Source organism: Streptomyces sp. NPDC055962 (assembly GCF_042270185.1).
Lineage (GTDB): Bacteria > Actinomycetota > Actinomycetes > Streptomycetales > Streptomycetaceae > Streptomyces.
The window spans coordinates 86,910-104,398 of sequence record NZ_JBHJYN010000016.1 but is presented as its reverse complement, the minus strand read 5'-3'; the positions used below and the strand labels follow the sequence as shown (position 1 = coordinate 104,398).

Below are 17,489 nucleotides of genomic sequence, written 5' to 3'. Positions count from 1 at the left end.
CAGAGGATGATCACCGCACTGCTTGTCGCCAACCGGGGCGAGATCGCCTGCCGGATCTTCCGCACCTGCCGTGAGCTGGGCATCGCCACCGTCGCCGTGTACTCCGACGCGGACGCCGGCGCCCTGCACGTACGGGAGGCCGACACCGCCGTACGCCTGCCGGGTTCCGCCGCCGCCGACACGTATCTGCGCGGCGACCTCGTCGTCGCCGCCGCGCTCGCCGCGGGCGCCGACGCCGTGCACCCCGGGTACGGCTTCCTCTCGGAGAACGCCGGCTTCGCCCGGGCCGTTCAGGACGCGGGACTCGTCTGGGTGGGCCCGCCGGTCAAAGCCGTCGAGCTGATGGCGTCCAAGACCCGGGCCAAGGAGCTGATGGCCGCCGCCGGGGTACCCCTTCTCGCCCCCGTCGACCCCGGGAGCGCCACCGCGTCGGACCTCCCCCTGCTGCTCAAGGCGGCGGCGGGCGGGGGCGGGCGCGGGATGCGGATCGTCCGGGAGCTCTCCGCGCTGCCCCAGGAGCTGACGGCCGCCTCCGCCGAGGCCGCCTCGGCCTTCGGGGACGGCGAGGTCTTCGCCGAGCCCTACGTGGAGCGGGGCCGCCATGTCGAGGTCCAGGTCATGGCGGACGGGCAGGGCACGGTGTGGGCGCTCGGCACCCGTGACTGCTCGCTCCAGCGCCGCCACCAGAAGGTGATCGAGGAGGCCCCTGCGCCCGGCCTCGACGAGGAGCTGCGGGGCATGCTGCACGACGCGGCGGTCGCTGCCGCGCAGGCGGTGGGCTACCGGGGTGCGGGGACCGTCGAGTTCCTCGTATCGGCTGAGGGGCGACCGTACTTCCTGGAGATGAACACCCGCCTCCAGGTCGAGCACCCGGTCACGGAAGCGGTGTTCGGCCTCGACCTGGTCGCCCTCCAGCTGCGTGTCGCGGAGGGCGGGCCGCTGCCCGCCGCTGCGCCACCGGCGCCGGCCGGGCACGCCGTCGAAGCCCGGCTCTACGCCGAGGACCCGGCCCGTGACTGGCAGCCGCAGACCGGAGCACTGCTCACCCTCGACGTGCCCGACGCCCCCGGCATCCGCCTCGACACCGGATACACCGGCGGCGACACGGTCGGGGTGCACTACGACCCGATGCTCGCCAAGGTCATCGCCCACGCCCCCACCCGCACCGAGGCCGTACGCCTCCTCGCGCGGGCCCTCGAACGCGCCCGCATCCACGGCCCCGTCACCAACCGGGAGCTGCTCGTACGCTCGCTGCGCCACCCCGACTTCGTCGCGGGGGACCTGGACACCGGCTTCTACGACCGGCACCTGGGCACCCTCACGGCGACCGGAACCCGCGGAGACGACGCCCGCCGCCTCGCCGCCACGGCGGCGGCGCTGGCCGCGGCCTCGGCCGCCGGCAGCGGACCGGGCCCCTCCCGCTTCGGGGCCTGGCGCAACCTCGCCTCGCAGGCACAGACCAGGCGCTACCGCGCCGAGCCCGACGGGGCCGAGTACGACATCGCCTACCGCACCGGCCGGGACGGCACCCCCGCACCCGTGACGGGCGAGCGGGTCCTCGCCGTCCGGCCGGACGCCGTCACCCTCGAAACGGGCGGTGTGACACGGCAGTTCACCGTCACCGCGCACGGCGCCCGCGTCCACGTGGACACGGCCGCCGGCGCGCACACCTTCACCGCCCTGCCCCGCTTCACCGACCCCGCCGAACGCACCGAACCCGGCTCCCTGCTCGCCCCCATGCCCGGCACCGTCGTACGTCTGGCCGACGGACTCGCCCCGGGCGCGCCCGTCGAGGCCGGGCAGCCGCTGATCTGGCTGGAGGCGATGAAGATGGAGCACCGCATCCTCGCCCCCGCCTCCGGCACTCTCACCGCGCTCCACGCCGCCCCCGGACTCCAGGTCGAGGTCGGCGCTCTGCTCGCCGTCGTACAGGACGCATCCACGCACGCATCCGAGGCGCCCACGCACGCATCCGACGCGCCCACGCACGCATCCGACGTGTCCGGCGCATCCGCGCCCGCATCCGCGCCCGCGCCCGCATCCGCGCACCAGGAGGAGACGACCCCATGAGCACCGTCCTCGAAACCGAAGAGCACAAGGCCCTCCGCGCCGCCGTCGCCGCACTCGGCAAGCGATTCGGGCGCGACTACACCACCGGCCTGGCCCGCAAGGGCGAACACCCCCGCGAACTCTGGGACGCGGCGGGCGAGCTCGGCTACCTCGGAGTCAACCTCCCCGAGGAGTACGGCGGCGGGGGCGGCGGCATGGCCGAGCTCTCCATCGTCCTGGAGGAGCTCGGCGCGGCAGGCAGCCCCCTCCTCATGCTGGTCGTCTCCCCGGCGATCTGCGGCACCGTCATCGCCCGCTTCGGCACCGAGGCCCAGAAGCGGGCCTGGCTCCCCGGTCTCTCCGACGGCTCGCTGACCATGTCCTTCGGCATCACCGAGCCGGACGCCGGCTCCAACTCCCACCGCATCACCACCACCGCGCGCCGGGACGGCGACGACTGGATCCTCAGCGGCCGCAAGGTCTTCATCTCCGGCGTCGACATATCCGACGCCACCCTGATCGTCGGCCGCACCGAGGACGCGAGGTCCGGCAGCCTCAAGCCCTGCCTCTTCATCGTCCCGCGCGAGGCCCCCGGCTTCACGCACACCCGCATCGACATGGAACTCCAGGCGGCGGAGAAACAGTTCGAGCTGGTCCTCGACGACGTACGCCTGCCGGCCGACGCCCTCGTGGGTGACGAGGACGCGGGTCTCCTCCAGCTCTTCGCCGGACTGAACCCCGAACGCATCATGGGTGCCGCCTTCTCCATCGGCATGGGCCGCTACGCCGTCGAACGGGCCGTGGACTACGCGAGGACCCGCACCGTCTGGAAGGGCGCACCCATCGGCTCCCACCAGGCCATCGCCCACCCGCTCGCCCAGGCGCACATCGAGCTGGAACTCTCCCGGCTGATGATGCAGAAGGCCGCGCGGCTCTACGACGAGGGCGACGACATCGGCGCGGGCGAGGCCGCCAACATGGCGAAGTACGCCGCGGCGGAAGCCTGCGTCAGGGCCGTCGACCAGGCCGTCCACACGCTCGGCGGCAACGGCCTGACCCGCGAGTACGGGCTCGCCTCCCTCATCACCGCCGCGCGCGTCTCCCGCATCGCACCCGTCAGCCGCGAAATGATCCTGAACTACGTCTCCCATCAGACCCTGGGCCTGCCGAAGTCGTACTGACCTGTCCGGCCGTGTCCCAGGTCTCCCCAACCGCCCCCGAAGGGGCGATTCTGGCTCTCCCACCCGCGTCGAAGGGGACCGCCATGGTGTTCCACAGCGAGTACGCAGACGTCCCGCCCCTCGAAACCCCCATCCACGAAGCCGTTCTCGGCACGGCCGCGGACTTCGGTGACACCCCGGCCCTGATCGACGGGACCAACGGGATGAGCGTCACCTACGTCCAGCTCGACACCTTCCACCGGCGTATCGCCGCGTACCTCGCCGAAGCGGGGCTGCGCAAGGGAGACGTCCTCGCCCTGCACAGCCCCAACACGATCGCCTACCCGCCCGTCTTCTACGGGGCGACGAGGGCCGGTGCCACCGTCACCACCATCCACCCCCTGGCTACTCCCGAGGAGTTCGCCAAGCAGCTCCAGGACTCGGCGGCCCGCTGGATCGTCACCGTCTCCCCGCTCCTGGACACCGCACGCATCGCCGCCGAACTCGCGGGCGGCATCCGGGAGATCTACGTCTGCGACCAGGCCGAGGGGCACACCTCCGTCCTCGACATGCTGGGCTCCACGGCCCCCGAACCCGAGGTCGCCTTCGACCCGGCCGAGGACATCGCCGTACTCCCGTACTCCTCGGGCACCACCGGCACCCCCAAGGGCGTCATGCTCACCCACCGCTCCATCGCCACCAACCTGGAGCAGCTGCGGCCCTTCGTGCCCCTCGGCGAGCGCGACCGCATCCTGGCCGTGCTGCCCTTCTTCCACATCTACGGGCTGACCGCCCTCATGAACGGCCCGCTCCGCTACGGAGCCACGGTCGTCGTCCTGCCCCGCTTCGACCTCGCCCAGTTCCTGGAGACGATCCAGACCCAGCGCATCACCGGCCTGTACGTCGCCCCGCCCATCGTCCTGGCCCTCGCCAAGCACCCGCTCGTCGGCGACTACGACCTCTCGTCGCTGGAGTACATCGTCAGCGCCGCGGCTCCCTTGGACGCCGAACTCGCCGCCGCGTGCTCCACCCGGCTCGGGGTCCCCGCCGTCCGGCAGGCCTACGGCATGACCGAGCTCTCACCCGGGACCCACGTCGTGCCGCTCGACGCCGAGAACCCGCCGCCCGGCACCGTCGGCAAGCTGCTGCCCGGCACGGAGATGCGGATCGTCTCGCTCACCGACCCCGGCATCGACGTCGGCAGCGGCGCCGACGGCGAGATCCTCATCCGCGGCCCGCAGGTGATGAAGGGCTACCTCGGCCGCCCCGACGCCACCGCCGCCATGATCGACGAGGACGGCTGGCTGCATACCGGGGACGTCGGCCGGGTCGACGGGACCGGCTGGCTGTACGTCGTCGACCGGGTCAAGGAACTCATCAAGTACAAGGGGTACCAGGTGGCCCCCGCCGACCTGGAGGCCCTGCTGCTCACCAACCCGTCAATCGCCGACGCCGCCGTCATCGGGGTCCGGGACGCCGACGGCAACGAGATCCCCAAGGCCTTCGTCGTCCGCCGCGCCGGCGCCGAGGCCCTCACGGAGGAGGACGTCATCGCCTACGTCGCCGGCCGCGTCTCCCCGTACAAGAAGGTCAGACGCGCCGAGTTCATCGAGGCCGTACCCCGCGCGGTGTCCGGCAAGATCCTGCGGCGCGAGCTGCGAGACCGGGAGAAGCAGCCATGACCCTGGCACCCCCGACCCACGACCGGGGCATCACCACCCTCACCCTCGACTCCCCGGCCAACCGCAACGCGCTCTCGGCCCGGCTCGTCGGCGAACTCGCCGAGGCGCTGGCCGGGTGCGCGGCCGACGACACCGTACGGGCCGTCGTCCTCACCCACACCGGCACCACCTTCTGCGCGGGCGCCGACCTGACCGCGCCACCGGAACCGGCGGCGTTCGTCGCGCTGATGCGGGCCGTCGTCGCCCTGCCCAAACCCGTCGTCGCCCGGGTCACCGGTCACGTCCGGGCGGGCGGCCTCGGGCTCCTCGGGGCCTGCGACATCTCGGCGGCCGGGCCGGACTCCACCTTCGCCCTCACCGAGTCCCGCCTGGGTCTCGCCCCCGCGGTCATCTCCCTGCCCCTGCTGCCACGCCTCGACCCGGGCGCCGCCGCCCGCTACTACCTCACGGGCGAGCGCTTCGACGCGGCGGAGGCGGCCCGCATCGGCCTCGTGAGCATCGCCGGTGAGGATGTGGACAAGGCGCTCGTACCGGTACTCGACGGACTCCGCAGGGCCTCCCCCCAGGGGCTGGCCGCGTCGAAGGAGCTGGTCACGGCTACTGTGCTGCAGAGTTTCGACAGTCACGCCGAAGACCTCATCGCCCGCTCGGCAGCACTCTTCGCCTCCGACGAAGCACGGGAGGGGATGACGGCCTTCCTGGAACGACGGGATCCCTCATGGGTGCTGTGACACCCCCCAGAACCCCCGCCGCGAAGTCGCCCAAGCAGGACCGCAGCCGCGCCACCCGCCAACGGCTGCTCGAAGCCGCGGTCGCCTGCCTCGCCGAACACGGCTGGGCGGGCTCCACGGTCTCCGTCGTCGCGGAGCGCGCCGGGGTCTCCCGGGGCGCCGCCCAGCACCACTTCCCGACCCGCGAGGACCTCTTCACCGGCGCCGTCGAGTACGTCGCCGAGGAACGCTCCGCCGCCCTGCGCGCCCTGCCCGTCCAGGGCCGCACGGCGGTGGTCGCCGCCCTGGTCGACCTCTACACCGGGCCGCTGTTCCGCGCCGCACTCCAGCTCTGGGTCGCCGCGTCCAACGAGGCCCAGCTGACACCCCGGGTCACCGAACTCGAAGCGCGCGTGGGCCGCGAGACCCACCGCATCGCCGTCGAGCTCCTCGGCGCGGACGAGAGCCGGCCTGGAGTGCGCGAGACCGTGCAGGGTCTCCTGGACATGGCCCGCGGCCTGGGCCTCGCCAACGTCCTCACGGACGACACGGCGAGGCGTCGCCGGGTCGTCGCCCAGTGGGCGGCCCTGCTCGACGACGCGCTGGGCTGACCCGGCCGGAATCACGCAACCATAAGGTTGCTCCTGGCCGCCGTACGTGCAACCCTGGAGTTGCACGCACTCGATGGCGGAAGCAGAGGAGTTTGTCGTGAGCGAGGACCGGATCGAACGCGAGACCCTGATCGCGGCCTCCCCGGAACGGGTCTGGTCGCTGGTGACCCGGCCCGGCTTCTGGGTGGCCGAGGAGGCGAGCCTGCCCGGCACCGTGGCGGAGGAGGGCGCGACCACCGTGGCGAAGAACGCCGAGTACGGCGACTTCCCGGTGTACGTGGAGAAGGTCGAGCCCGTGACGTACGTGGCCTACCGCTGGGCCAGCGCCTTCCCCGGCGAGGGGCTCGGCGAGGGCAACAGCACTCTCGTGGAGTTCACCCTCACACCGGAGGGCGACTCCACCAGGCTCCGCGTGGTCGAGAGCGGATTCGCCGCCCTCGCCGGCTCCGAGGAGCTCCGCGCCAAGGCGCACGAGGACAACACCGGTGGCTGGCCGCAGGTACTGGACGCGCTGAAGGCGCGGGCCGGACGGCAGGCGGCGTGACCGCAGGACCCGGAAGCGCGGCCGAAGGCGTCGAAGGCGTCCTCGGCGCGCTGGCGGACCCCATGCGGCGCCGCATACTCGACCTGCTCGCCGCGCAGGGGGAGGCCACCGCGACGACGCTCGCCGAGGCACTGCCCGTCTCACGCCAGGCCGTGGTCAAGCACCTCACCGTCCTGGACGCCGCCGGACTGGCGGCGGGCCGCCGGTCGGGGCGCGAGGTCCGGTACACCGTGCGGCCCGCCGCGCTGAACGCGACGGCGCGCTGGATGTCCGCCCTGGCCGGCGAGTGGGACAGGCGTCTGGACCGCGTCAAGCGGCTCGCGGAGCAGGCCGAGCGGGACGCGACCTGAGGCGCGTCCCGCGGTGCGGCCCCCGTCAGTTCCCCAGGTCCGCCAACTGGTCGAAGCCCGGGATCTCGTGGGGGTCACGGGTGCCCGGGCCGACGTACGTCGCCGAGGGGCGCACCAGACGGCCCGTCCGCTTCTGCTCCAGGATGTGCGCCGACCAGCCCGCCGTACGGGCGCAGCTGAACATCGACGTGAACATGTGGGCCGGGACCTCGGCGAAGTCCAGCACGATCGCCGCCCAGAACTCGACGTTCGTCGCCAGGACACGGTCGGGACGGCGGGCGTGGAGCTCCTCCAGGGCCGCCTTCTCCAGGGCCTCCGCCACCTCGAAGCGCGGGGCCGCCAGTTCACGGGCCGTGCGGCGCAGGACGCGGGCACGGGGGTCCTCGGCGCGGTAGACGCGGTGGCCGAAGCCCATCAGGCGCTCGCCCTTGTCGAGGGCCTGCTTCACGTACGCCGTGGCGTCGCCGGTCCGCTCGATCTCCTCGATCATGCCCAGGACGCGGGACGGGGCGCCGCCGTGCAGCGGACCGGACATGGCGCCCACCGCTCCGGAGAGGGCCGCCGAGACGTCGGCACCGGTGGAGGCGATGACGCGGGCGGTGAACGTCGAGGCGTTCATCCCGTGTTCGGCGGCCGACGTCCAGTAGGCGTCGACGGCCTTGACGTGCTTCGGGTCCGGCTCGCCGCGCCAGCGGATCATGAACCGCTCCACCACCGACTGCGCCTTGTCGATCTCGCTCTGCGGGACCATCGGCAGGCCCTGGCCGCGGGCCGACTGGGCGACGTACGACAGGGCCATCACGGCGGCGCGGGCGAGGTCGTCGCGCGCCTGCTCGGCATCGATGTCGAGGAGCGGCTTGAGGCCCCACACCGGCGCCAGCATGGCGAGCGCGGACTGCACGTCCACACGGATGTCGCCCGAGTGGACGGGGATCGGGAACGGCTCGGCGGGCGGCAGACCGGGGTTGAACGCCCCGTCCACCAGCAGCCCCCAGACGTTGCCGAACGACACATGGCCGACGAGGTCCTCGATGTCGACGCCGCGGTAACGGAGCGAGCCGCCTTCCTTGTCGGGCTCGGCGATCTCCGTCTCGAACGCGACGACTCCTTCAAGTCCGGGTACGAAGTCGGACATCGGGCGGCTCCCTCGACTCGGCGGCTGTGTGACGGCCACGAAGGCCTGACCACGATACTGGCGGGTTACCACGATGCGGGGAAGGGTGACGTCCGGCACAGCCCGTCGGCTCGCGGGACCGGAATTCCCACCCCTTACCGCCGGGGACACCGGCCCGCTGCGGCAGGATGGCCCCGTGCCCACAGCAGATGCCACTCCGTCTTCCGCTTCCGCCTCCTCTCGCACCCCGTCATCCGATTGCACCACCGATCCGGCCGCGATGCGCGAGCAGTACCGCTCCGAGGACTTCACCGAGAAGGACCTGGCCGCGGATCCCATGGACCAGTTCGCCCGGTGGTTCCGCCAGGTCGCGGGCGGCGGTGCGCTCCACGAGCCCAACGCGATGATCGTGTCGACGGCGGACTCCCGTAGCCGGCCGTCCTCCCGCACGGTGCTGCTGAAGCAGTACGACGCGCGCGGATTCGTGTTCTTCACCAACTACGGCTCCCGCAAGGCCCGCGAACTGGCGGAGAACCCGTACGTCTCGCTGCTCTTCCCCTGGCACCCGCTCGCCCGCCAGGTCTCCGTCACCGGCACCGCGGCGCGGGTGAGCAGGGAGGAGACCGTCGCGTACTTCCGCACCCGCCCGCACGGCTCGCAGCTCGGCGCCTGGGCCAGTGAGCAGTCGACGGTGATCGGCTCCCGGCAGGAGCTGGCCGAGCGCTACGACGAGCTGGCGGCCCGCTATCCGGAGGGCGAGAAGGTGCCGGCGCCGCCGCAGTGGGGCGGCTTCCTGGTCGTGCCGGACGCGATCGAGTTCTGGCAGGGCCGGGAGAACCGTCTGCACGACCGGCTCCGGTACGTCAGGGACACCCCCGACACGGCGTGGCGTGTGGAGCGGCTCTGCCCGTGAGCGCACGGCCGGTGCCCGGGAACGCAGGAACCCGCAGGCTCTGGTCCCTCCTTGCGGAGGAGCCGGCCGGATCTACCGGCGAGCCTGCGGGTCGGTGACTGCTCGGGTTTCGGCAGACAGCCTGCCGAGGTGCACAGTGTGCGACGACGGGCTGTCAGCCCGCAGCCACCTCACGAATCCGATAAGACTGCACTTTTCGGATCACCTCCTTTCAACGTGTGGCCCCAGCCTAGGAACCTCCCCCGCGACCGCACAACCGAATTAACGGGAATCCGGTGGACGCCGGATTTCCGGGAAGTGGCTGTGTGGTGGCTCACGTTCGAGTTCAATGGTCTGACGTGCGGCAATGCGGAACGCGAAGCGGAACACGCCCTGCGGGAGGTACGGAGTGAGTGCTTCCAGGAGCACCGGGACCACCGACGCGATCGGCCCCGACGAGGACCCGGAGCGGACGACCCCGGCGGTCATTCCCGGCTCCCGGCTCCTCGCCGCGCTGCTCGACGGGATGGACGCCGCCCTCTGCGCCTTCGACGCGCACGGCACCATCACCCACTGGAACCGTGAGGCCGAGCGCGTCCTCGGCTGGACCGCCGCGGAGGCGGTCGGGCGGCGCGGTTTCGCGGGGTGGGCCGTGCGGAGCGCGGACGCCGGGGACGTGCAGGGGCGGCTGCTGGCCGTCATGGACGCACCGGGGCGCCAGGTCCACGAGTTCGCGCTGCTGCGCAAGGACGGCGGACGCGTCCTGGTGCGCACCCAGTCGTCGGGGGTCCGCGGCGAGGACGGGAAGCCCGCCGGGGTGTACTGCGCGTTCAGCGAGGTGCACGCGCAGATCGATCTGGAGCGGTCGATCGCCCTCAGCGAGGCCCTGTTCGAGGACGCCTCCTGGGGTGTGGTCGCCGTCGACGTCGATCTGCGCCCGACCGTGGTCAACGCGTACGCCGCCCGTGCGCTGGGCGGCGGGCGCACCACGCTGCTGGGGCGCCCCCTGGGCGAGCTGATCGTGCAGGGCGTCGAGGACCTGGAGGGCGCGCTGCAGCACGTCCTCGCCGAGGGGGCCCCGCCTGCCCCGGCCGAGCTGTGGGTGACCCTGCGGACCTCCGAGGGGGACCGGCGGCGCTGCTGGCGCAGCGGCTTCCTGCGGCTGGCCTCGCCGCTCACGGAGGAACCGGTCCCGCTCGGGGTCGGGTGGCTGTTCCGCGACGTCACGGCGGCGAAGCTCGCCGAGCAGGACGCCGACCGGGTGCGCTTCCGCGCGAACCAGCTGCACCGGGCGGCCCGTCAGGCGGCGGAGTGCGAGGACCCGATGGAGGCGGCGACCACGTCGCTGGACTTCGCCCTGGCGGGGTTCGCCGACCACGTGGTGGTGGACCTGCTGGCGGACCTCGCGGCGGGGGAGCGGCTCGTACGGGCCGCGGCCACACCGTCCGACGCCCCGGGGCCGTGCCTGCCGGTCTCCGGCGGCCCGCTCCCGGTCCGGTACGCGCCGGGGCACCCGGCCCTCCAGGCCGTGGAGCGCGCGGGGTCCGTCCGGGCCGCCGCGCCCGCCGGGTCCGGCGCGGCATGGGCGGTGGAGCACCAGTGGCCCGGCGACTCGGTCCACGCCCTGTGCGCGGTGCTGCGGAGCCGGGGGCGGACACTGGGCGTGGTGACGTTCCTGCGCGCGGCGAACCGCAGCGCGTTCGAGCGTCCGGACGTGGTGTACGCGGAGAGCGTGGCCGTCCGGGTCGCCGCCGCGGTCGATCTGGCCCGTCTGACGGCCGAGCCGGGGCTCTGAGAGGCCGGAGGAGCGCCCCGGGGCCGGTGGAGGGCCGGGTGCCCGGTGCCGGTCGAAGAGGACCGGGCGCTCAGTGCCGGTAGAAGATGCGGTCCCCGTACTCCCGCATCACGCGCCCGTTCCACTCGTGCCCGCCGTCGACGTTGCCCGAGCGCAGCAGCGGCGGTTCGATCCCGCGGGCGACGAGCTCCTCCGCCGCCGTGGCCATCATGGCCTGCATCAGCGCACTGGTGACGACCGTCGACGCGGGCGCGAACGGCGCTTCGACGCCCTCGGCCGTCAGTTCCGCGTCACCGATCGCGATCTTGCTATCGAGCACGATGTCGCAGTGGTCCCGGAGGAATCCGCCCGAGGCGTGCCGCGACCTGGTGCCCGTGGTGTACGCGACCGAGGTGACCCCCACGACCGTCAGCCCCAGGGCCCGCGCGTTCTGCGCCATCTCCACCGGCAGCGCGTTGCGCCCGGACAGGGAGATGATCACCAGGAGGTCGCCCGAACGGGCCGGACTGGAGTCGAGCACGGCGCTCGCGAGACCGTCCACCCGCTCCAGCGCGGAGCCGAGGGTGGCCGGCATGACGTCGACGCCCACGGTGCCGGGCACGGCGAGCAGGTTCATCAGGGCGAGACCGCCCGCCCGGTAGACGACGTCCTGCGCGGCGAGCGAGGAGTGCCCGGCACCGAAGGCGAAGAGGCGGCCGCCGGCGGCGACGGTGTCGGCGATCGCGGCCCCCGCCGCCGCGACGGCTCCGGACTCCTCGTCGCGCACCCGCTCCAGCAGGCCGATCGCAGCGTCGAAGAACTGACCGGCGAGCTTGCTGTCGCTCATCGAGGAGGCCTTTCCGGCGGGGGTCTCGGGCCCGTGCGGTGCCCGTGTCGCGGATCACGTTGCGGTCTGGACCAGTGGGCTGTCAATAGGGCTCGGGACCGGCCCCGCGCACCGACTCCCGACTGCGGGGCACGGTTGTCCGTGCTATGCGTCAGAATTGGTGGAGGGCCATCGCACGACGACTTCATGTCACAGCATCGAGGGGCACGTATGTCCGGACTGATCGACACAACGGAGATGTATCTCCGCACCATCCTCGAGCTCGAAGAGGAAGGCGTGGTCCCCATGCGCGCCCGTATCGCCGAACGGCTGGACCAGAGTGGTCCGACGGTCAGCCAGACGGTGGCGCGCATGGAGCGGGACGGGCTGGTCCAGGTCGCGGGCGACCGCCATCTGGAGCTGACCGAGGAGGGGCGCCGCCTGGCCACCCGGGTGATGCGCAAGCACCGGCTCGCCGAGTGCCTGCTCGTCGACGTCATCGGGCTGGAGTGGGAGCAGGTCCACGCCGAGGCGTGTCGCTGGGAGCACGTGATGAGCGAGGCGGTGGAGCGCCGGGTGCTGGAGCTCCTGCGCCACCCGACGGAGTCCCCGTACGGGAACCCGATCCCGGGGCTGGAGGAGCTGGGCGAGAAGGCCGAGGCCGACCCCTTCCTCGACGAGGGCATGGTGAGCCTGGCCGAGCTCGACCCGGGCTCGGAGGGCAAGACCGTGGTGGTGCGCCGGATCGGTGAGCCGATCCAGACCGACGCACAGCTGATGTACACGCTGCGGCGGGCGGGCGTGCAGCCCGGTTCGGTCGTCAGCGTGACGGAGTCGGCCGGCGGGGTGCTGGTCGGATCCAGTGGGGAAGCGGCCGAACTGGACTCCGAGGTCGCCTCCCACGTCTTCGTCGCAAAGCGCTGACCAGCGCTTTCGTCGGGACCGGTGGCCTGCACGCATATGCAGGCGCCGGTGCCGATGCACGTGCAGATGTGAGCCGGTAAGCCCGCTTTCTGTTTTCCGCCCGGAATCGCAGCGCCCGGGCGAAACGCGTGCCAGGCTGTGGCCAGGCATATGACCTGAGGGTGCCGGCAGCGTCTGCCGCGCGGTCCGGGGAGGGAGCAGGGAATGCGCCCGTCGCACTGGCACGTGCACCGCGAGGTGACTGCCGGGCGCTCGTGCGCCCCCGTGCTCCCCGCCGCTCTCCCGGCCGTGCGGCCCGTTCGAATCTCCGCGCCCGTCCGCCGCTCCGCCCCCGTGACCGGTGGAGCGGCCACGGCCGCCGTCCTCGACCCCTCGCCGGTGGGCCCGCGCACCGCCCCGGCCGTCGGCCGCGCGGTGCCGGAGGGCCGCCATGGGCGCGGATCCATGTGTTCCGGAACAGGGGACGGCCCCGGCGCCCGAAGGCGCCGGGGCCGGTCCTCCCCTGCGCTGACCTGGAGCCCCGAGCTCTCGAGGTCAGTCCCCGCGGACCCCTGTCCCCGAGTGGTCCGCTTCCCGGAGAAGGTCTCCCCTGGGCGGCCGTCGTCAATCCTGAACCGCTGTCACTCAAACGTGGGATGTTGCGAGCCGGAAGCAGGTTTTCGAATAAGAGTTCGATAGTCTGGCGCGCAGGAACGCACGGTGATCGAGGACCAGAGGGGGGTGCCAGGACCTATGGTGCGGCGCATCGATGTGACCGGGTCGGACGGCGTGAGCCTCGCGGCCTGGGAGTTCGCCGATCCGCCCAAAGGGCGTCCGGAGGCCGGGCGGGCGCCCGGGATCTTACTGCTCCACGGACTGATGGGCCGGGCCACGCACTGGGCCTCCACCGCGCGCTGGCTCTCCGAACGCCACCGCCCGGTCGGCCTCGACCAGCGCGGCCACGGGCGCAGCGGCAAGCCGGCCGACGGCCCCTACACCCGTGACGCCTACGTCTCCGACGCCGAGACCGCGATCGAGGAGCTCGGGCTCGCGCCCGTCACCCTCATCGGGCACTCGATGGGCGCCCTCACCGCGTGGCAGCTCGCCGCGAAGCGTCCCGACCTCGTCAAGGCGCTGATCATCTGCGACATGCGGGCCTCCGCCCTCGGGGCGGCCTCCCAGCGCGAGTGGGAGGACTGGTTCAGGACCTGGCCGCTCCCCTTCGCGACACTCGCCGACGTGCGGAAGTGGTTCGGCGAGGACGACCCCTGGGTGGAGCGGCCCAACCCCTCCCGCGGTGAGTTCTTCGCCGAGGTGATGGCCGAGAGCGCCGACGGCTGGCGCCCCGTCTTCTCGCAGGAGCAGATGCTGACGTCCCGGGCCACCTGGGTCTACGACGCCCACTGGGAGGAGCTGGCGCAGGTGCGCTGCCCCACCCTGGTCCTGCGCGGGATCGAGGGGGAGCTCGGCAGGGCGGAGGCCCAGGAGATGGTCCGCGTCCTGCCGCGCGGGCAGTACGCGGAGGTGGAGGACGCCGGCCATCTCGTCCACTACGACCGGCCGGAGGGCTGGCGCAGAGCGGTGGAGCCGTTCCTGGAGCAGCTCGCCGAGGACGTCCGGGACGACCGGGAACCCGTCAGACCCTGATCCCCTGATCCCCGGCGCCCCGGCGCCCCGGCACCTCGGTTCCCTCAGCCCTTGCTGACCGCGGTCAGGATCTCCGGGAGCCGGTCCGCCACGCGCGGTGCCGCCAGCCGGACCCCCAGCCACCCGATGAACGCCCCGTACACCGCTCCCACCGGCAGCAGCAGCCACAGCTGGTCCTGACGGCCGGCCAGGTGCAGCCAGACCGTCAGCCCGATCACCGGCCCGCTGAGCACCGCGGACGCCACCATGCCGCTGAGGATGGAGATCCAGGCGAGCCCGCCCTGCCCCGGGACGACGTTCTTGAACGCCCCGTCCTGCGGGATCGAGTACGGGAACAGCGCCGACGCCACCGCACCCGTCGCCAGCATCGCGCCGAGCAGGGCGAACGACAGGCCCACGACACCCGGCAGCGCCGCCCAGTCGCCGAGGACCGCCGTGGTCACCACGGTCACCAGCACGGTGTACGGCAGGGTGATCAGCAGCAGGGCGAGCGCCCGCGCCCGCAGTTCGAGGTACGCGTCACGGGTCGAGGAGACCGACAGCGCCACCATCCAGAAGGCGGAGGTGTCCTGCCCGAACTGGTTGTACATCTGCATGCCGAGCATCCCGGCGGCGAAGCACGCGAAGTAGGCCGACCCGGTCCCCTGCACCGCGTTGAGCACCGGCACGATCAGGCCGATCGCGAGCGCCGTCACCCAGGACGCCTTGGTCTTCGGATCCCGTACGACGTACCGCAGGCTCCGCTGCATCACCGTCGTCGTACGCCCCTCGGGAAGCAGGGCGAAGAACCCGGAACGGTCTGCGCCGGACCGCTTGGCGGACGGTTCGGCGGCGGCGATCGTGGAGCCGTCCGGCGAGGTCATCAGCTTCGTCAGGCTCCGCTCCCACAGCCGCATCAGACCGGCGAGCGCCAGCACCGGGAGCAGCAGCTGCACGAGTGCCTCCCCGTACGCACCCTCGGAAGCCGACGCCACCGCCCCGAGCGCCGAGGCCGGCGGCAGCCAGCGCACCACGTCCGCGACGGGTTCCAGCGAGGAGAGCCCGCCCGCCCGGCCCAGGCTCTGGGCGGCGAAGTTGACGAACTGGATGCCCACCGCGATCACCAGCCCGCTGAGCACCGCCAGGTCGCGGCCCTTGCGCGAGGTCAGCAGACGGATGTTGGCCGTGGCGACGGACCGCGCCAGCGCCACGCAGACCAGCAGGGTCAGCGGCACGGCCGCCACCCCGAACGCCACCGCAGGTGCGCCCTGCGCCACCGCGATCACCGAGCCCAGGGCCAAGGCGAGGGTGAAGAGCGGCCCGATGCCGATCAGCGAGGCCACCAGCAGCGCCCCGATCAGGGGACGGGGCCGCAGGGGCAGCATCACCAGCCTGCTCGGGTCGAGGGTCTCGTCGCCGCTCGGGAAGAACAGCGGCATCACCGCCCAGCCCAGCGCCACCACCGCGGTCATCAGCACCACCAGCGTGTCCGCCTGCGCGTGGCCGCGGAGCGCGACCAGGCCGACGACCTGGCCCGCCGCCAGCAGCACGGTCACGACGAGCGAGGCGACATAGGCGGCCCGCCGTCCGGACGACTGGCGCAGCCCGTTGCGCAGAAGCGTCAGCTTGAGCCGTACGAAGACGGGGACGAGGCCCTGGCCGCGTACGGCCGGGACGCCGGTCCCCGCAGGAGCGTCCAGCACCGTCACCGGGCACCGCCCAGCCAGTCCAGGGACTCCCCGGTGTCCCGGACGCCCGCGCCGACCAGTTCGAGGAAGGCGTCCTGGAGGGAGGCCGCCTCGCCGCGCACCTCGGCCAGCGTGCCCTGCGCCCTGATCCGTCCCGCCGCCATCACGGCCACCCAGTCGCAGAGGGACTCGACGAGCTCCATCACATGGCTGGAGAAGACGACGGTCGCGCCGGAGCGGGTGTAGCGCTCCAGGACCCCGCGGATGGTCTGCGCCGACACCGGGTCGACGCCCTCGAACGGCTCGTCGAGGAAGAGCACCTCGGGGTTGTACAGCAGCGCGGAGGCCAGCCCGATCTTCTTGCGCATCCCGGTCGAGTAGTCCACGACCAGCTTGTGCTGGGACCCCGCGAGATCCAGGACGTCGAGCAGCTGGGTCGCCCGCTTGTCCACCTCGGCGCCCGGCAGGCCGCGCAACCGGCCCGTGTAGCCGAGGAGTTCACGGCCGGAGAGCCGCTCGAAGAGACGCAGCCCCTCCGGCAGCACCCCGATCCGGGACTTCACCTCGACCGGGTCCCGCCACACGTCGTGGCCGCCGACCTCGATGCGGCCCATGTCGGGCCTGAGCAGCCCGGTCACCATCGAGAGCGTGGTGGTCTTCCCCGCGCCGTTGGGGCCCACCAGGCCGATGAACCTGCCTGCGGGCAGGTCCAGGTCGATCCCTCCGACCGCCACCTGCTCCCCGAAGCGCTTCCACAGCCCTTCCACCCGCACGGCCGGTGGTGGGGCCGGAGCCCCGCCCGCCACGTCGGTCCCGCCCGCGCTGTCCGCCTGGTCCGGCATGGCACTGCCTTTCGATATCCCCGCCTGTGGGGACCACCCTACGAAAGACGGCTCCGGGCGTCGGCCGCTTCCCGGGCACAGGCGTACGCGAGCGGGCTGATCAGCTCGTCCGTGTCGGGCAGCCACAGGTTGGCGCGGGAGGGCCGACGGGCCCACTGCACCGCGCCCCGGCCGGCCAGCCGGGTCGGAGGCCCGGCCACGTAGTCGCCCTCGCCGCGCCCGACCATCCGGATCGCCCGTGCGTCCCAGCCCAGTTGCCGTACGAGCCCGGGTGCCTTGGCGGCCGCGCCCGGCTGGGCGAAGAACAGCATCCGCCGGTCCGGCGTCCGGGTCACCGGCCCCGGCGTGAGGCCCATCCGCTCCATCCTGGCCAGGGCCAGGAATCCGGCCGCCTCCGGCACGTCCAGGGCGTCGAAGGTCCGGCCGGCCGGCAGGAGGACCGAGGAGCCGGGCTGCCGGGACCACATCCGGCGGGCCGCGGCGGCGCTGCCGGTCGCCTGGCCCGCCCAGTCCGGCCGGGTGGGATGGGCCCCGGGGGCGCCGCAGGCGGCCTCACCGCACGAGCAGCGCTCCGACCCCCCGACGGCCACGAGCCAGGTGCCCGGGAACACGTCCCAGTGCCGCTCCTGGGCGTACCAGGCAGCGGCCTCGAGCAGCTGATCACTTCGCTGTTGGGGGACCTGGGCGGCTTCCGTCACTCCGATGGGCTCTTCCACGC

General features: G+C 72.9%; 16 protein-coding genes. 11 read left to right on the top strand and 5 right to left on the bottom strand.

The window, feature by feature from the left end:
* Positions 1-6 precede the first annotated feature (6 nt).
* The 7 genes from ACFC51_RS32135 to ACFC51_RS32105 all read left to right on the top strand — a co-directional run bounded on the left by ACFC51_RS32135 (position 7) and on the right by ACFC51_RS32105 (position 7,106).
* Positions 7-2,070: a biotin carboxylase N-terminal domain-containing protein gene (locus tag ACFC51_RS32135; RefSeq protein WP_376532144.1), complete on the top strand. Its 2,064-nt coding sequence runs from the start codon at positions 7-9 to the stop codon at positions 2,068-2,070.
* Positions 2,067-3,230, top strand: coding sequence for an acyl-CoA dehydrogenase family protein (locus ACFC51_RS32130; RefSeq protein ID WP_376369203.1), 1,164 nt, complete (start codon positions 2,067-2,069; stop codon positions 3,228-3,230). The genes ACFC51_RS32135 and ACFC51_RS32130 overlap by 4 nt, the downstream gene beginning before the upstream one ends.
* Before the next feature lie 83 nt (positions 3,231-3,313).
* Positions 3,314-4,891, top strand: a complete 1,578-nt coding sequence (locus tag ACFC51_RS32125; protein ID WP_376532142.1) for a 4-coumarate--CoA ligase family protein — start codon at positions 3,314-3,316, stop codon at positions 4,889-4,891.
* Complete coding sequence (locus ACFC51_RS32120) at positions 4,888-5,622, top strand: enoyl-CoA hydratase family protein (RefSeq protein WP_376369201.1); 735 nt, start codon at positions 4,888-4,890, stop codon at positions 5,620-5,622. Before ACFC51_RS32125 ends, ACFC51_RS32120 begins: the two co-directional genes overlap by 4 nt.
* Positions 5,610-6,212 (top strand): TetR/AcrR family transcriptional regulator, encoded by a 603-nt coding sequence (locus ACFC51_RS32115; RefSeq protein ID WP_376369200.1) that lies wholly within the window; start codon positions 5,610-5,612, stop codon positions 6,210-6,212. The genes ACFC51_RS32120 and ACFC51_RS32115 overlap by 13 nt, the downstream gene beginning before the upstream one ends.
* Before the next feature lie 97 nt (positions 6,213-6,309).
* Complete coding sequence (locus tag ACFC51_RS32110; protein WP_376532140.1) at positions 6,310-6,756, top strand: SRPBCC domain-containing protein; 447 nt, start codon at positions 6,310-6,312, stop codon at positions 6,754-6,756.
* Entirely contained in the window at positions 6,753-7,106 is a 354-nt protein-coding gene (locus ACFC51_RS32105; RefSeq protein WP_376532138.1) for an ArsR/SmtB family transcription factor, read from the top strand. Before ACFC51_RS32110 ends, ACFC51_RS32105 begins: the two co-directional genes overlap by 4 nt.
* A gap of 25 nt (positions 7,107-7,131) precedes the next feature.
* Here the strand turns inward: ACFC51_RS32105 and ACFC51_RS32100 are convergent, their stop codons facing one another.
* Positions 7,132-8,241, bottom strand: coding sequence for a citrate synthase 2 (locus ACFC51_RS32100; RefSeq protein ID WP_376532136.1), 1,110 nt, complete (start codon positions 8,239-8,241; stop codon positions 7,132-7,134).
* 259 nt (positions 8,242-8,500) lie between these two features.
* Between ACFC51_RS32100 and pdxH the strand changes: the two genes are divergently transcribed.
* Together pdxH and ACFC51_RS32090 are read left to right on the top strand one after the other, a co-directional pair.
* The gene (gene pdxH, locus ACFC51_RS32095) at positions 8,501-9,133 is read left to right on the top strand and encodes a pyridoxamine 5'-phosphate oxidase (RefSeq protein ID WP_376377999.1); all 633 of its coding nucleotides are present in this window, start codon (positions 8,501-8,503) and stop codon (positions 9,131-9,133) included.
* A 388-nt stretch (positions 9,134-9,521) separates the two neighbouring features.
* Entirely contained in the window at positions 9,522-10,907 is a 1,386-nt protein-coding gene (locus ACFC51_RS32090; RefSeq protein ID WP_376532134.1) for a PAS domain-containing protein, read from the top strand.
* A gap of 70 nt (positions 10,908-10,977) precedes the next feature.
* Here ACFC51_RS32090 and ACFC51_RS32085 read toward each other — a convergent pair whose 3' ends face one another.
* Positions 10,978-11,733 carry an SIS domain-containing protein gene (locus ACFC51_RS32085; protein ID WP_376378004.1) on the bottom strand — a complete coding sequence of 252 codons (756 nt, stop codon included), beginning with the start codon at positions 11,731-11,733 and terminating at the stop codon, positions 10,978-10,980.
* Positions 11,734-11,943: 210 nt separating this feature from the next.
* Here ACFC51_RS32085 and ACFC51_RS32080 point away from each other — a divergent pair, with 210 nt between their 5' ends.
* Together ACFC51_RS32080 and ACFC51_RS32075 are read left to right on the top strand one after the other, a co-directional pair.
* A complete protein-coding gene (locus ACFC51_RS32080) occupies positions 11,944-12,636 on the top strand; it encodes a metal-dependent transcriptional regulator (RefSeq protein WP_376378005.1) in 693 nt (230 codons plus the stop codon).
* Positions 12,637-13,368: 732 nt separating this feature from the next.
* Positions 13,369-14,262: an alpha/beta fold hydrolase gene (locus ACFC51_RS32075; protein WP_376532170.1), complete on the top strand. Its 894-nt coding sequence runs from the start codon at positions 13,369-13,371 to the stop codon at positions 14,260-14,262.
* A gap of 44 nt (positions 14,263-14,306) precedes the next feature.
* Here the strand turns inward: ACFC51_RS32075 and ACFC51_RS32070 are convergent, their stop codons facing one another.
* Genes ACFC51_RS32070 through ACFC51_RS32060 form a run of 3 tightly spaced genes read right to left on the bottom strand, consistent with a single transcriptional unit; the run spans position 14,307 to position 17,487 of the window.
* Positions 14,307-15,950 carry a transporter gene (locus ACFC51_RS32070; protein WP_376378008.1) on the bottom strand — a complete coding sequence of 548 codons (1,644 nt, stop codon included), beginning with the start codon at positions 15,948-15,950 and terminating at the stop codon, positions 14,307-14,309.
* Complete coding sequence (locus tag ACFC51_RS32065) at positions 15,947-16,771, bottom strand: ABC transporter ATP-binding protein (RefSeq protein WP_376532132.1); 825 nt, start codon at positions 16,769-16,771, stop codon at positions 15,947-15,949. The genes ACFC51_RS32070 and ACFC51_RS32065 overlap by 4 nt, the downstream gene beginning before the upstream one ends.
* A 38-nt stretch (positions 16,772-16,809) precedes the next feature.
* Positions 16,810-17,487, bottom strand: a complete 678-nt coding sequence (locus tag ACFC51_RS32060; protein WP_376378014.1) for a bifunctional DNA primase/polymerase — start codon at positions 17,485-17,487, stop codon at positions 16,810-16,812.
* Between the last annotated feature and the right edge of the window lie 2 nt (positions 17,488-17,489).

Bases quoted from the DNA above. Each gene is read 5' to 3' on its own strand.
- ACFC51_RS32135 (WP_376532144.1), top strand. From the start codon at position 7: ATGATCACCGCACTGCTTGTCGCCAACCGGGGCGAGATCGCCTGCCGG.
- ACFC51_RS32130 (WP_376369203.1), top strand. From the start codon at position 2,067: ATGAGCACCGTCCTCGAAACCGAAGAGCACAAGGCCCTCCGCGCCGCC.
- ACFC51_RS32125 (WP_376532142.1), top strand. From the start codon at position 3,314: ATGGTGTTCCACAGCGAGTACGCAGACGTCCCGCCCCTCGAAACCCCC.
- ACFC51_RS32120 (WP_376369201.1), top strand. From the start codon at position 4,888: ATGACCCTGGCACCCCCGACCCACGACCGGGGCATCACCACCCTCACC.
- ACFC51_RS32115 (WP_376369200.1), top strand. From the start codon at position 5,610: ATGGGTGCTGTGACACCCCCCAGAACCCCCGCCGCGAAGTCGCCCAAG.
- ACFC51_RS32100 (WP_376532136.1), bottom strand. From the start codon at position 8,241: ATGTCCGACTTCGTACCCGGACTTGAAGGAGTCGTCGCGTTCGAGACG.
- pdxH (WP_376377999.1), top strand. From the start codon at position 8,501: ATGCGCGAGCAGTACCGCTCCGAGGACTTCACCGAGAAGGACCTGGCC.
- ACFC51_RS32085 (WP_376378004.1), bottom strand. From the start codon at position 11,733: ATGAGCGACAGCAAGCTCGCCGGTCAGTTCTTCGACGCTGCGATCGGC.
- ACFC51_RS32080 (WP_376378005.1), top strand. From the start codon at position 11,944: ATGTCCGGACTGATCGACACAACGGAGATGTATCTCCGCACCATCCTC.
- ACFC51_RS32075 (WP_376532170.1), top strand. From the start codon at position 13,369: ATGGTGCGGCGCATCGATGTGACCGGGTCGGACGGCGTGAGCCTCGCG.
- ACFC51_RS32065 (WP_376532132.1), bottom strand. From the start codon at position 16,771: ATGCCGGACCAGGCGGACAGCGCGGGCGGGACCGACGTGGCGGGCGGG.